Here is a 14,045-nt window from a genome sequence, read left to right as displayed (position 1 = left end):
AGTAGCAAGGAATGTCTGCAGGACTAGCACAAGCGGCATATATTGTTGCTGCACTATTTTTTATCTTGAGTTTGGCTGGATTGTCCAAGCAAGAGTCAGCGAGAGCCGGTAACTATTACGGTATCGCGGGTATGACGATTGCTTTGATCGCAACCATCTTTGGCCCATACTCACAAGGCATAACTTGGATTATCATTGCGATGATCATTGGTGGTGCCATCGGTATTTACTACGCCAAGAAAGTTGAAATGACTGAAATGCCAGAACTCGTTGCTGTGCTTCACAGCTTCGTAGGTATGGCAGCGGTTCTCGTTGGTTTCAATAGCTTTCTGGCACCGCCAGAATACAGCGGCGAATTTGCGCACACTGAGCACGTTATCCATATGGTGGAAGTGTTCCTTGGCGTCTTCATTGGTGCGGTAACCTTCACGGGTTCTATTGTTGCCTTTGGTAAGCTTCGCGGAATTATTTCTTCTTCGGCACTAAACCTTCCGCACAAACATAAATTGAATCTAGCCGCGATCGTGGTATCGACGCTGTTGATGTTCTATTTTGTGAAGTCTGATGGCAGTCTGTTTGCTCTGATTATCATGACCTTAATCGCGTTCGCGTTCGGCTACCACTTGGTTGCGTCGATTGGCGGTGCGGATATGCCGGTTGTGGTTTCAATGCTGAACTCTTACTCAGGTTGGGCAGCGGCAGCAGCAGGTTTCATGTTGGCAAACGACCTTCTGATCGTCACGGGCGCATTGGTTGGTTCTTCGGGTGCGATTCTTTCTTATATCATGTGTAAAGCCATGAACCGTTCTTTCATCAGCGTTATCGCTGGTGGCTTCGGTCAGACAGTTTCTACTGCGACCGACGTTGAATATGGCGAGCACAGAGAGATTTCGGCAGAAGAAGTCGCGGAAATGTTGAAAGACTCTCGTTCAGTGATTATCACACCGGGATACGGTATGGCGGTAGCTCAAGCTCAATACCCTGTACATGACATCACTGCCAAGCTTCGCGCGAAGGGTATCAATGTTCGTTTTGGTATTCACCCTGTCGCAGGACGTCTTCCAGGCCATATGAACGTGTTATTGGCGGAAGCGAAAGTACCTTATGACATCGTGTTGGAGATGGATGAAATCAATGAGGATTTCCCTGAAACAGATACGGTATTGGTCATCGGTGCGAACGACACAGTGAACCCTGCGGCAATGGAAGATCCTAATAGCCCAATCGCAGGTATGCCGGTTCTTGAAGTGTGGAATGCGAAAAACGTAATCGTATTCAAACGCTCAATGAACACAGGTTATGCGGGTGTTCAAAACCCATTGTTCTTTAAAGAGAACACAGCGATGCTGTTTGGTGATGCGAAAGAAAGCGTTGAGGCTATCGCCAAAGCGATTTGATTTTGACACTCAAACTTTGTTGTTGAATCCTTATTAAGGCCAGCTTTGCTGGCCTTTTCTTATTTTGTAACACTCTGACAAAGTACTGACAATTAGTCATATTTTGATGATATTCTCTCGCCATGCGTACGTTTTTTCTTATCATTTTAGCCTTAGTCAGTCCTCAGGCATTGGCGAATGGCTCATTCTCTGAACAGCTCAGTGCTTTTAGGTTGTCACTCTTATCTGAGCCGCCTATGGCGACGTATGCGCTAAATTCCATACACAGTGAATATCCGAAACCACTGCTTGTCCCAGATAGCTTGCTACCGCAATCAGCTCACTATCCGTTGAAAGACCTAAAAAGGCTTTATCAGTCGTCCGAGAAGTGTAAAGGTGCATGGCCTGTCAGCCCCTTGGTAACCGATCCTTTAGTGTTCACTCGTGCGCTATGTTTCAACACCCGATTGCCGCCTGTATGGTTTTCTCGCTCAAATCTCATCCATCCTGGTGGAGGGAGCTACGCAAACAAATATGTCGATAAATTCCCAGAGCGTAGAGATGAGTTGCTGAGGTTTTTCCATATTCAAGAGCGCTTATTAGCGCCGCCAGATAGGTTACTCGGTAGACTTCAACGAATGCCAGAGTCAGGTATCATGGCGCTTAATGGTGGTGCGGAATCAATATTGTCTGGAGAAGAACTCTGGGTGAGAACGGGTGGGCAGTATCAGGTCTATGGTTCAGAAGTATGGCTTCCGCTTCTTGAGCAACACGATCTAGTCGCCTCACCGACGAGCGACAACGGTTACTGCTTATCCCGAATTGGCAATGTTTGTTGGAACCAAGAGCAGGCCCCGTCTTATTGGTCGCAATTGGTATTTGCGCTGGCAGTCATTAACCTATTTTGGATTGCCGTTTGGGTATTTAACCGATGGACGGTTCAGCGTCGGTTGATGCAAGAACGCATGTTGGTGCTTCAAATCCTCACGCATGAACTGCGTACACCTATTGCTAGCTTATCGATGACAGTGGAAGGTTTCCGCCGTAAATTCGATAGCCTTCCAGAACCTTTGTATGACGAATTCCGCCGTTTGTGTGAAGACTCAATGCGCTTGAAGCAATTGGCCGAGGCGAGCAAGGATTACTTGCAATCAAACCAACAGCAGTTGGTGAGAGAGGAAATACCATCGCTTGCAGAGTGGCTTGGCTACCTTTGTGAAGAACGTGACGTTGAATTGCTTGTCAAAGAAGATGGTGCAATTGCGGTTAACATTTATTGGTTGACGACGTCGCTAGACAACCTTATAAGCAACGCAAAGAAATATGGTATTGCACCTGTTAAGGTGGTTGCCGAAATTAACAACGGTTTACTAAAGATCCAAGTTCAAGATCAGGGAAAGTTGACCGGAAAAGATTGGAAGACGATTCGTAAACCGTTTGTCAGTGCTCAAGGCTTAGGGCTTGGTCTGACAATCGTTGAATCAATGATTGAAAGGATGGGGGGCAAGTTGATACTTGTTGGTCCTCCAACCACATTTATTTTGGAGATACCTTGTGACCCAAACGACTCTATTGCTCGTTGAGGATGACGCAAACTTGGCAGATGGCCTTTTAGCCAGCCTAGAGCAAAACGGATACAAATGCTTATACGCCGATAGAGCGAGTAAAGTAGAAGCATTGTGGGCTGATGCAGATCTAGTGGTGTTAGACAGACAGTTACCAGACGGGGACTCGATGACGTGGCTTCCTAACTGGAAGAAGATCAAAGATGTACCAGTTATCATGCTGACAGCGATGGTGTCTGTTCGTGATCGTGTTGGTGGTCTTGATTCTGGCGCGACAGATTATATGACTAAACCATTCGCCGAAGCGGAATTGCTCGCGCGCGTTCGCGTTCACTTGCGTAAGCCTGCGTCTGAGGAAGAGCAGGACGCCGATGACATTGTGGTGAGTTCTCTACGAATTAACTTGGCCACTCGTGGCGTTATTTACTGTGAAAGCGAAGTCATACTGACACGTACGGAGTTTGATCTTCTCGCCTTTTTAGCGAGAAACGCAGGTCGCGTGTTTACCCGCGACGAACTGTTGGATCAAGTCTGGGGTTACAACCACTACCCAACTACGCGCACGGTGGATACCCATGTCCTTCAACTACGTCAAAAGCTCCCTGAGATTGAAATTGAAACACTGAGAGGCGTTGGTTACAGGATGAAAAGCCACTGATGACTCGAGCGGTGCTTCAATCCATAACCTTGACGATAGCTATGTTACTGCCAACATATACGTTGGCGGCTTGGTTCAATGGCACTGATGCGTTGACATCGGCTCACCAACGTTTATTGGAAGGAAACACCGCTCAGAGTTTTGATGCAATGGTTGAAGCTTGGCAACAAGACAAGACAAAAACTGAGCATGATCATCTCACTGAGCTATTGTCTTTGGCCATCAGCGAGGATTGCGGAAGAAGCTTAAGCAGCCTTTCGCTGCCAAACTGGTTGCAAAGCATTGTCATACGACGAGAAACCGTGCAAACGCCAAACCGAGTTTATTACCAATTCTCTGTTTATGGCAGTTCCCAAACGGGTATATCCAAATTGTCTTTTGCTGAGTGGCCTGACAAGTCGCTGATTCTTTCCGAATTGAGGGGAGACGATGGAAATCAATTCAAACTCGATTTTGATACGGTTTCGGGCATCGTTCATGCTGGACTTTACAAGCTTGAGTTAACCTCAAACGAAGGTGAAAGTTGGTCCTCTTGGGTATTGATTGGTGAGCCCGATGCGACACAAAAAATCAGTTGGATGGACAGCCGAAGCTGGCGTATAGCTCCAACTACCGACTTGAAAAGCACTTGTCCTCGACCTTTTCTATCAATGAACTTGTATCAGCAATCTGATGTGGATGAAGCGCCAATATGGTCTGAAGAAAAAGACAAAAACCTTCCAACATCGTTACCTATTATCGATGTACCAAATGGGCAGTATTGGTTTTCCATCGCGCTGATCGAAAGAAGGTGGCAAGGTGCGATTTTATTTGAAGATGTACAACGCATCGCTAGAGCCATTGATTTGCCAGACGTTGATCTAAATGATTTATCAATAGAGAACCCAGAAAAATAAGTAAACAGACCCCAATAGTGCTGCTTTCCTTCTAAAACCTCCTCCAATCTCTCTCATGCTAATGAGTAGTGTCACATCTTTACTACTTGTCTTCATTACGAGTCATTCAGTCGTCTATCATTATTTTAGTAAGTAAACAGAGAGATAACGTGTGAAAGCGCGGATGTGAGTCTCCATTTCATTGGCACTTAGACATGGAATTCAGGGTTATGAAGAAAAGCTTAGTCGCGGCAAGTTTGGCTTTGGTGTCTGCATCGTCCTTTGCAGCAAACTACAGCATTGATACACGAATAGATGCAATGGGAGGAGCGGGCACCGCTGCTTCTAGTTATTTAACTGCGGGTTTTCATAACCCAGCATTGGTGGCATTGGAGCCTGATGCAGCATTTGGCATATTGCTACCGGTGATAGGTATTCAGTACCGAGATCCTGATGAATTGGTTGATGGGCTTGAAGACTTTGGCGGTGTGTTTGATCAGTTTGAAAATGACCCCGCTAACTCTGATAATCGAACCGCAGCGGCTAATGCTCTCGGCAACTTGGAAAATAAGCTGGCGTATTTAAGTGGTGGTTTTGGTGGGGCAATTGCCGTTCCTACTTCAACTATTTCGGGTAACTTCTTTGTGAAAGGTTATACCGAAGCAATAGTAATGCCGGAGGTTGACGCTGCCGACGTTGCAAATATTAATGATACTTCACTAATTCCAGGCACTAACTATACGCTTGGCTCGAAAGGGCGAGTACTTGCTTTTGGTGTGGTCGATGTAGGTTTGGCGCTGGCGGGTAACATTGAATTTGCTGGGCAACGAATAGCACTCGGCGTGACGCCTAAATCACAGAAATATTACACCTATCATTATGAAGTGGCAGTCGACAATTTTGACGTGGATGATTGGGACTCTGACGCCAACCGCACAGAAGAAAGTGCATTTAATATCGATCTGGGTGCAGCGTGGCAAAGTGGACCATTTCGTTTAGGCTTCGCCGCTAAGAATCTGATTGAAAAAGATATTAAGACTGTTGTTTACACTCGAGATTACACGTATACCATTGGTCCTCTGTATACAGTCGGTGGGGCATTTGTGACTCATCTTCTTACGGTAGCTGTTGATATCGATTTGAACGAGCAGAAACGATTTTCTGCAACCAGTGGGCCTGCGATAAAAGACAATACCCAACTTATTCGATTAGGCGCAGAGTTTGATGCTTGGGGATGGGCGCAAGTTCGAGGTGGCTACATTGAAGACCTTGAAGATACACTGGACGGAACGTTGACGATGGGGTTGGGCTTATCACCATTCAATACCGTTCACTTCGATTTGGCCGCCCAGTTTAGTGATAACAACAGTTACGGTGGCTCCGCTCAGTTATCTTTCACCTTCTAAGGTGACATTGACGAGAGTGGGCAGTAGAATACGCGACTTCTTAACGTAAGAATTTGGGGTCGCGTATGAGTAGTATGCCAACATTGACGCATGCAGAGCAGCAAGTCGCAGCAGATCGAATTCACGCACTGATGGCGCAAGGCATGAGTAGCGGTGAAGCCATTATGAAAGTGGCAAATGAAATTCGTGAACGCGAAGCATCAAAAAAAGATGATTAATGTGAAAGCGGCCTATAATTGGCCGTTTTCTTTTTTGTTCCTAGCGTTAATCTATGAAGGTTAAAATCACTTAGATATTATCAGGTGATTAACTGCTCATAATTAACGTTTTAGGTATCGCTTTGAACAACCGTTTGTTGCTAGCTAAATCTTTCGCAAGAGCCCGCCATGAAGGACAAAGATATGGCGAATTCCCCTATTATGTTCATCTTGATGATGTTGAGCGATTGGCACAGCCCTTTGGCATAGATGCGATGATCGTTGCTCAACTGCATGATGTACTCGAAGACACAACAACCAGTGTTGATGAGCTGGTGCATGACTTCGGAGAATCCATTGCTTTATCGGTCAGTTACGTTACCGATCCATTGCAGGGCGATCGGAAAACCAAGAAAAAGCAGCTTCACCAGAGATTGATTCAGCTGGATGAAACTGAAGGTTCAGCCCGTTTGGCACTCATAGTAAAGGCCTGTGATAGGTTAGCTAACGTGAAAGCTTGTCGCCTTTTTCATCGAGGTAAATATGCGATGTATCAATCTGAACATGCCGACTTTCGTAAAGCGACATATCGATATGGGTTATGTGAAATGATTTGGTGGGAACTCGATATGTTAATCGAAGTGGGTGATAAGATTGGTCGTTATTGAGCAATAAGAACGTAAGAAGCTCGAATGAATAAACGCGCCATCAGGGCGCGTTTATTGTTTATAGCCATAACACTTATAGTGTCTACGATGACTTACTCGTCATCATAAATAGTGGGGATTGGCTGGCGTTTATGCTGAGTGACCGTGTAGATGTGTACCAATCTATTTGTTACGCGATCAGGTACAGGTTTACCCTCTAAGAAATCGTCGATTTCATCATATGTCAGTTCCAAAGCATCCTCGTCCGCTTTCTGAGGATCAAGCTCTTCTAAGTCTGCGGTCGGTGTTTTAACAACAAGTATTTCAGGAGCGCCTAAGTGATCCGCGAGTTGACGAACTTGGCGTTTGCTCAAACCAAAGAGTGGGGCAAGATCGCAGGCACCATCGCCAAACTTTGTATAAAACCCAGTAATATTTTCTGCCGAGTGGTCAGTACCTAATACCAGTCCACCGACCAATCCAGCGATCTCATATTGAGCGACCATACGAGCACGCGCTTTGACATTGCCTTTGACGAAATCAAGTTTAGCGCTATCTGTCGGCGTTAGTCCTGTGCCTTCTAATGCGCTTAAGGTAGCGGAATGGATGCCATCAACGCCGTCTTTGATGTTTACACTAACGGAATGTGATGGAGCGATAAAACTCAACGCGAGTTGTGCTTCATCTTCGTCTTTTTGAACACCATAAGGTAGGCGAACTGCAATGAATTGGTAATCTTCGGTGCCTGTTTCTTGGTTTAATTGATCTACCGCCAACTGTGCAAGACGACCACAAGTCGAAGAATCAACACCACCACTAATCCCCAGCACCAATGAACGCGTTCTTGAATCAATAAGACGCTTCTTTATGAAGTTGATACGGCGTTGTGCTTCAAAAGCAGGGTCGATTGTTGGTAGTACTCGCATCTCTGCGCGGATCGCTTGTTCCATGTCGTGGGGTTCCTCGTAAACACGTTTCTTCTATTCTGCAATATCTTGTGAGCAAAATCATGAACATTCAGCGAGATAAAGCGCCATTGAATGAAAATTAGCCTCAGAATAGGGTATTTAGTCAGATTTATCCGGGGAGAGGCGGCAATAGTGTGAGTCTGTAGATAAATTGCTCATTTAAGTTGGCTGAGTAGAGAAAATGATTGAACCTTAAGGCTCGATTAAGTATCAATAGATAACCCCTTGTCTAAACAGAATAATACTGAGAAACATGGATAGACCTCAACGAATCGCCATTTTTGGCAGTGCGTTTAATCCGCCCAGCCTAGGGCATCTAAGCGTCCTGCAGCGCCTCTCTCATTTTGACCTTGTTCTTCTTGTCCCCAGTTTCTCGCACGCTTGGGGAAAGAAAATGGCTGATTTCACTAAACGTTGCCAATGGGTTGAAGGATTTATTGCCGATGTTGACTGTCGCAATCTTGTACTTTGTAAAGATGAAGAAAAACTTGGGCAAAGCGGTGCGGTGACTACATGGGCGCTGATGGAGCATATTCAGAACCAATATCCCACTTCAGAACTCACGTTTGTACTGGGGCCAGATAATTTTTTAAGCTTTAGTAAGTTTCACCGTTCTGAAGATATTGTGAGCCGTTGGAGCGTGCTTGCTTGCCCTGAAGTTGTTCCTGTCAGGAGTACCGATATTCGAAATAAGCTAGAAAGTGGCTTAAGTATAGATAGTTTAACAACGACATCAGTCGCGGCAACGATTGAATATAAAGACTTTTTTGATTGATAGTTGTTTCGAGGTAGGCAATTGGCCTCGATTCAATAAGTATGTAAAACGACAATAATAAATCGTCTCGATTTGGAGGTGCACCTTGTGTCTCCGTTATCATCAATTGATAGGGTAATGTGTTCCCATTGATTACAAAAATTAAAATAATAAGCGTCGTGCTAGGAAGTTTAGTGACAGTGTCACTATCTTATGCTGCCATAGATGAATCGCGTTTGAATTTACGAACGCCTTACACGATTCAAGATGGCGGGGCATATCAAATCAACTTTTCACAATCCCATGAAGCCAGCGTTATTGAATGGTCCATTGAAGATACGGTATTACCTTCAATTTGGGATGGGTGGAAATACGGATTTGATGTTCCGCAGTATTTAACAACTACCAGTGGAAACTCGTACTACGGATTTGGTGTTTGGAAGCCAGACGAGTATCAAGGTTTTTCACTGGAAGAAAGCTCAACAGAGGATTGGATTCTTAACCATGGTTTAAACTTCAGTTTTAGTACGGATTCCAATATCAGTGATGCTCGGTATCGGTTAGACATGCGCTGGCATGAAGATACTAATACCGAGATTTTATTGCAGATGCAGGTACCTATTCAGTAGTAAATCTCAGCAGCAAATCTCAGTAGTTACCCGTCCAGCACAAGGTTCAATTCAATGGTTAGGGCAATTTGCCCTAACTCACACCTGCGACGTGCTCAAGCAACTGTCCCACCTCTGATTCTGACAAACCGACGTCGGCGGCAATCTTAGCAAAGGAGCGTCCTGATTTATGAAGGCGAACCCATTCACGAACACGAAGCTGAATCGCGATGTCGTCATCTGAAATTCCGAGCGCTCGTTTTAATTCATCACGCTGTGTGTCGTTCAATGCATGGCCATTATTCAATGCATCAAGTGAGCCCAGCAATTGGCGGAACACATTTGACTTGTTGTCTGTTGGTGTCACGATAGATAAGTAGTCTCGTGCACAACGAAGTAATCTGCCGTGAGGGCTATCCCACTGTTGTTGATCGCGCTTTTGATATTGGACTAACTGTTCAACAATGCCTTTCATTAAAGACGATGACTCAACAAAACCTGCTTGAGTAGGTAAAGAGGCAATAGAACGGACTGAGAAATTTAAGGTTGATACTTCCGAGCCTTTAAGAACGGTCATGGCATTGAGGCATTCCATTGGCAACCAAAAACCTTGGTTAGTGCAGAGAGGAAGCTCATGCTTTCCAAGTCGGATTAGCGCTGAACCTTTATGCACAAAAACGTAACTTGCAAAAGGCTGCTTTTTACGAGCACCAATGATCATGGTTTTTGCGTGGTAGTGATTAAACTCGATGGCTTGCTTCATTGTGTATTTCTCTTGAACTGACGCGCACATAGTCTTTTGTTTTGTTATCTAGATCAAGCAGTGCGAATCTTATCGGGCGATTAACGTACAATTTGATACGATTTGATGAATAGTAAGGGAGGTAAGACCTCCAACCTGTGCTGAATGACGACCTAAACAATGTTCGTAAACTCATATCAGCGTAGAATGTCGCGGTTTTTCAACGGAGAAAGTAGAGTCTCGTGCCTCAAACAAATGATCCATTCTTAGAAATTCGCCCTTATCGTGACGATGAAGTCCCTGGTGCTATTGAGCGCTTGGTTAATGATGAAGAATTTATTTCGGCGATCTTAAAGTATCGTTTCCCTAAACTATCTGGAGTCGTGGGCTGGTTGGTCAAACCGTTACTGAAACACTACCTCCGTTCTAAGTGGAATAAAGTCAAAACCGTACGTGATGTACAAATGAACGTTGCTAGCTACATGCAGTCGATGGTCAAAAATACATCTGAAGGGTTTACAATAAGTGGCTTGGAAAAATTAGATCCGAAACAGAGCTACTTGTTTGTATCAAACCATCGTGACATAGCTATGGATCCGGCGATGGTAAACTGGTGTTTGCACGTTAATGGCTTTGATACCCTAAGAATCGCGATTGGTGACAATCTCCTCAAAAAGCCTTGCGCAACAGAACTGATGAAGCTGAACAAGAGTTTTATCGTGAAACGTTCTGCGAAAGGTCCAAGAGAAATGATGAAAGCATTAGGCCAACTTTCTGCGTACATTAAACATTCAATTGATGAGAATCAGTCGGTGTGGATTGCACAAAAAGAAGGGCGAGCCAAAGATGGCAACGACAAAACCGATCCTGCGATTCTAAAAATGTTTCATGTAGAAGGCCGTCGTCAAAAAATCGCTTTTGCTGACTACATTGCTTCGTTGCGTATCGTTCCTATTACCATCTCTTATGAGAATGATCCCTGTGACGCGGCAAAAGCTAACGAGCTTTACCGTAAGCAAGAAGATGGTGGATATGAGAAGGGCGAATTCGAAGATATCGAGAGCATAGTGCAGGGTATCGTTGGCCAAAAAAGACGTATTCACGTCGCCTTTGGGGATGTGATTGGCAACGATTTCGAAACGCCAGACGCATTAGCCGCTGAAATCGACCGTCAAATCTATCAAAATTATCATCTGTTCCCGTCTAATTATATTGCGGCAGGAAAAGATCATTCGTCGATCACTGATAGTGATCGTCAATTGTTTGATAGCAAAATATCGGCGCTACCGGACGGTGTCGCGAAAATCGTGAGATCCATGTATGCAATGCCAACAGACAAAAAAGCGGGCATATAACAGGAACGCAGTCTTTGCACGTTATTGCCGTATTTGTTCGGTGACACGTGAAGATAATGAGTAAATGAAATATAAAAAGGAGTGACAGTGTCACTCCTTTTTTGATCTCTATCTACCAAATCACAGAATCATGCGGGTTAAAGAAAGCGTGATACTAAATGTTCGATAAATACTTAATAGCGATTGTCCTTACCTATATTGATATTTTCAGAGAGAAAATCAACGAAGTGCCTGACCTTCGGTGCCAAAAACTCTCTTCTTGGATAAACCACATATACGGGTAAATTCATGGTCGGCTTCCACGTTGGCATGAGTACTTTCAACTGACCACTCTCGATTTCATCCCCGAGCAAATACGTGGCGATATAGGCAATTCCAACCCCAGACTTTGCCGCTTCCAATACCGCAGGCGCATTATTGATTCGATAAGAACCACGGATCGTTACGGACTGTTCGCTGCCATCTCGTTGAAATGGCCATTGGTCATAGGTGCGTTGAACACTTTGATAAGTAATGCAGTTATGCTCTCGCAGATCGGCGGGGTGCGATGGCTCGCCATGTGCTTCGAGATAAGAAGGCGATGCAACGATGTGAAACTGACAATCCCCGAGCTTCCTTGCCACCATACCTTCCGGTGGGTGTTCATGAATCGCTAGCCAACAGTCAAACCCATCTTCAACCAAATTTGGGCGGTGATCAAAAAGATGCACCTCTAACTCAAGTGCAGGGTAAATCTCCTGAAACGAAGAGAGTAGACGAGTGATCTGCTGGTTGCCAAAAGACTGAGCAATGCCAACTTTTAGTCTCCCCGATATTTCGTTTCGATAGCCAGCGACCATGGCTTCTGCATCTTGCATGGTTTCTACAATTTGTCGTCCAAACGCGGCATATTGTTTGCCAGCTTCAGTCAAAGATACTGAACGCGTATTGCGCTGCACGAGTTGAACGCCGAGTCGCTCTTCAAGATACCGAATTTGCTTACTCACCTGAGATTTGGATATACCCAAAAACTCAGCTGCGCGAGTGAAGTGCTGTTCGTGCGCTACGGTAGCAAGGACAACCATTTGTTGAAGATGATCTAACATGCATATTTTCTTCATTGATGAGAAGAGGATAGCGTATCACAACTATGTGCTTATGGTTGAGTGACGTTGTCACAATTTGTTTTTCATCAATCGTATCGATAGCTTGCCTACAAAAAAACAGTGAATGCTGCCGTTGTTAGTATTCAACAGTCAAAACCCCATAAAGCAGTGGGGCAGTTGTATGCACACACTGCTGCAAGCTGTCTGCTTGTGTACATCTCTACTCACCACACATCAAACGCCGTAAACAGGCTACGAGATCATCTCACTGGCAGAGACCCACATAAAATCACCATGAGATCATGATTTGGAAGTAAATTACGTTTTTATTTCTTTGTATTTTTATTGCGCCATTTAATTATAACTCGTTGATAATAAACGGATGATTTTTGTTTGTTTTTCATGGGAAACAATAATCAAGCATGTTAGTGTGTGCTCACATACATTTGTAACAAAAGCACGGATCATCGTGATCTTATTAACCAAAATACTGAAGACAGAGAATGGTTCTCACGACATATCGATTTGGTTAATAGTTTTGATTGATACGAATTGTTTCTATCAATGGGGATAAGTTCGTTAGAATTAAGCAAAATAATTAGGGTGTAATTGCAATGCTTGATGTTTTCATTCGTTTTTTGGTTTTAGGTTGTATGAGCTTTGGCGGGCCTGTTGCGCATATTGGTTACTTTCAGCGAGAGTTTGTTGATAAGCGTAAATGGATTGAAGAAGAGAAGTTCACCATGGCATTGAGCTTGTGCCAATTTCTACCAGGGCCGGCGAGTAGCCAATTGGGTATGTTCATCGGTTACCATCGAGCAGGGTACTTGGGCGCGATTGCAGCGTTTGTCGGTTTTACTTTCCCTTCTTTTCTTTTATTGACGCTTGCAGCGATATATAGCGCGAAACTTGGTGATTCCACTTGGTTGTCGATATTGATTTCGGCAGCCAAACTGCTTGCTGTTGTTGTGGTTGCCGATGCGATTTGGACAATGGCGAAGAAATTTATCACTAACGCATCAACGCTAGCGGTATGTGTGTGTTCATCTGGTTGGATTCTCTGGCAAGCAGGTTTACTTGCACAGTTGTTGCCTATCGTTGTTGCTGGTGTGTTGGGTTGGATATTTATTCGCAAACCACATTCTCAAGAGACCAGTGTGAACAAAGACCAAAGCCTGACTCAGACTTTCGTTCTATTCGGTGTGTTCGTTGCCTTGTTGGTTTTGCCGTCTCTCACCAGCACACCTCTGATTAGTATGTTTAATCACTTTTACCAAGCAGGCAGCTTTGTATTTGGCGGGGGTCACGTGGTTCTACCATTGCTTCAGCCTCTGATTGGAGATGCGGTTTCTGGTGATGCTCTGGTTGAGGGTTATGCAGCTGCACAGCTAGTACCTGGCCCTATGTTTACCATTGCAAGTTATATTGGCGCGTCAATGGACGGTATTCATCCTGTTGTGGGAAGTCTCATCGCCACGTTAGCGATCTTCTTACCAGGCGCGTTGCTACTGTTTGCTGCATTGCCTGTATGGCAAAACGTCATGAACCATAATAAATTCGCAGGTTCAGTGGTACTTATTAATGCTGCAGTAGTTGGTTTATTGGTGGCAGCGTTCTATCAGCCGGTATGGATGTCCGCGGTACATGGTATTTCAGATATTATTGCTGTGGTCGTTGGATTTGTTGTGCTGCGTAAGTTCAACCTTTCTGTATTCTGGTTACTTGCAGGTATGTTGGCTTATGTTGTCCTAAATAACATGCTTTGAGCGTAAGGACGTCTTCGAAAAAACCTGCCATGTGCAGGTTTTT

Annotated in this window: 14 protein-coding genes; 11 read left to right on the top strand and 3 right to left on the bottom strand. The window is 44.6% G+C overall.

Annotated features, from left to right (window positions below; all coding sequences use genetic code 11):
* Nucleotides 1-11 precede the first annotated feature (11 nt).
* The 7 genes from pntB (at nt 12) to LRP50_RS03925 (ending at nt 6,745) form a co-directional block, all read left to right on the top strand.
* Nucleotides 12-1,397, top strand: coding sequence for a Re/Si-specific NAD(P)(+) transhydrogenase subunit beta (gene pntB, locus LRP50_RS03955; protein ID WP_274163191.1), 1,386 nt, complete (start codon nt 12-14; stop codon nt 1,395-1,397).
* Nucleotides 1,398-1,519: 122 nt separating this feature from the next.
* On the top strand, nt 1,520-2,959 hold the full coding sequence (locus LRP50_RS03950; RefSeq protein WP_274163190.1) for an ATP-binding protein: 1,440 nt from the start codon (nt 1,520-1,522) through the stop codon (nt 2,957-2,959).
* Nucleotides 2,931-3,599 carry a response regulator transcription factor gene (locus LRP50_RS03945; RefSeq protein WP_274163189.1) on the top strand — a complete coding sequence of 223 codons (669 nt, stop codon included), beginning with the start codon at nt 2,931-2,933 and terminating at the stop codon, nt 3,597-3,599. Before LRP50_RS03950 ends, LRP50_RS03945 begins: the two co-directional genes overlap by 29 nt.
* Before the next feature lie 41 nt (nt 3,600-3,640).
* Nucleotides 3,641-4,495 carry a DUF2861 family protein gene (locus tag LRP50_RS03940; RefSeq protein ID WP_274163188.1) on the top strand — a complete coding sequence of 285 codons (855 nt, stop codon included), beginning with the start codon at nt 3,641-3,643 and terminating at the stop codon, nt 4,493-4,495.
* 209 nt (nt 4,496-4,704) lie between these two features.
* Nucleotides 4,705-5,880, top strand: a complete 1,176-nt coding sequence (locus LRP50_RS03935; RefSeq protein ID WP_274163187.1) for a conjugal transfer protein TraF — start codon at nt 4,705-4,707, stop codon at nt 5,878-5,880.
* Between the two features lie 65 nt (nt 5,881-5,945).
* Complete coding sequence (locus tag LRP50_RS03930) at nt 5,946-6,098, top strand: YoaH family protein (RefSeq protein WP_274163186.1); 153 nt, start codon at nt 5,946-5,948, stop codon at nt 6,096-6,098.
* Between the two features lie 122 nt (nt 6,099-6,220).
* On the top strand, nt 6,221-6,745 hold the full coding sequence (locus tag LRP50_RS03925; RefSeq protein WP_274163185.1) for a phosphohydrolase: 525 nt from the start codon (nt 6,221-6,223) through the stop codon (nt 6,743-6,745).
* A 92-nt stretch (nt 6,746-6,837) separates the two neighbouring features.
* Here LRP50_RS03925 and nadE read toward each other — a convergent pair whose 3' ends face one another.
* Nucleotides 6,838-7,674 carry an ammonia-dependent NAD(+) synthetase gene (gene nadE / locus LRP50_RS03920; protein ID WP_274163184.1) on the bottom strand — a complete coding sequence of 279 codons (837 nt, stop codon included), beginning with the start codon at nt 7,672-7,674 and terminating at the stop codon, nt 6,838-6,840.
* Between the two features lie 271 nt (nt 7,675-7,945).
* Here nadE and LRP50_RS03915 point away from each other — a divergent pair, with 271 nt between their 5' ends.
* Together LRP50_RS03915 and LRP50_RS03910 are read left to right on the top strand one after the other, a co-directional pair.
* A complete protein-coding gene (locus LRP50_RS03915; protein ID WP_274163183.1) occupies nt 7,946-8,467 on the top strand; it encodes a nicotinate-nicotinamide nucleotide adenylyltransferase in 522 nt (173 codons plus the stop codon).
* Nucleotides 8,468-8,640: 173 nt separating this feature from the next.
* On the top strand, nt 8,641-9,075 hold the full coding sequence (locus tag LRP50_RS03910) for a hypothetical protein (RefSeq protein WP_274163182.1): 435 nt from the start codon (nt 8,641-8,643) through the stop codon (nt 9,073-9,075).
* Between the two features lie 73 nt (nt 9,076-9,148).
* Here the strand turns inward: LRP50_RS03910 and LRP50_RS03905 are convergent, their stop codons facing one another.
* On the bottom strand, nt 9,149-9,817 hold the full coding sequence (locus LRP50_RS03905) for a hypothetical protein (RefSeq protein ID WP_274163181.1): 669 nt from the start codon (nt 9,815-9,817) through the stop codon (nt 9,149-9,151).
* 221 nt (nt 9,818-10,038) lie between these two features.
* Here LRP50_RS03905 and LRP50_RS03900 point away from each other — a divergent pair, with 221 nt between their 5' ends.
* Nucleotides 10,039-11,151, top strand: a complete 1,113-nt coding sequence (locus LRP50_RS03900; protein ID WP_274163180.1) for a 1-acyl-sn-glycerol-3-phosphate acyltransferase — start codon at nt 10,039-10,041, stop codon at nt 11,149-11,151.
* A gap of 173 nt (nt 11,152-11,324) precedes the next feature.
* On the opposite strand, the gene LRP50_RS03895 is transcribed toward LRP50_RS03900, so the two are convergent.
* Entirely contained in the window at nt 11,325-12,236 is a 912-nt protein-coding gene (locus LRP50_RS03895; RefSeq protein WP_274163179.1) for a LysR family transcriptional regulator, read from the bottom strand.
* A 614-nt stretch (nt 12,237-12,850) separates the two neighbouring features.
* Here LRP50_RS03895 and chrA point away from each other — a divergent pair.
* Nucleotides 12,851-14,002 carry a chromate efflux transporter gene (gene chrA, locus LRP50_RS03890; RefSeq protein WP_274163178.1) on the top strand — a complete coding sequence of 384 codons (1,152 nt, stop codon included), beginning with the start codon at nt 12,851-12,853 and terminating at the stop codon, nt 14,000-14,002.
* Nucleotides 14,003-14,045: the final 43 nt, after the last annotated feature.

This window comes from Enterovibrio gelatinilyticus (assembly GCF_028683095.1).
Classification (GTDB): Bacteria; Pseudomonadota; Gammaproteobacteria; order Enterobacterales; family Vibrionaceae; genus Enterovibrio; species Enterovibrio gelatinilyticus.
This window is presented reverse-complemented; position numbering and strand designations above follow the sequence as displayed.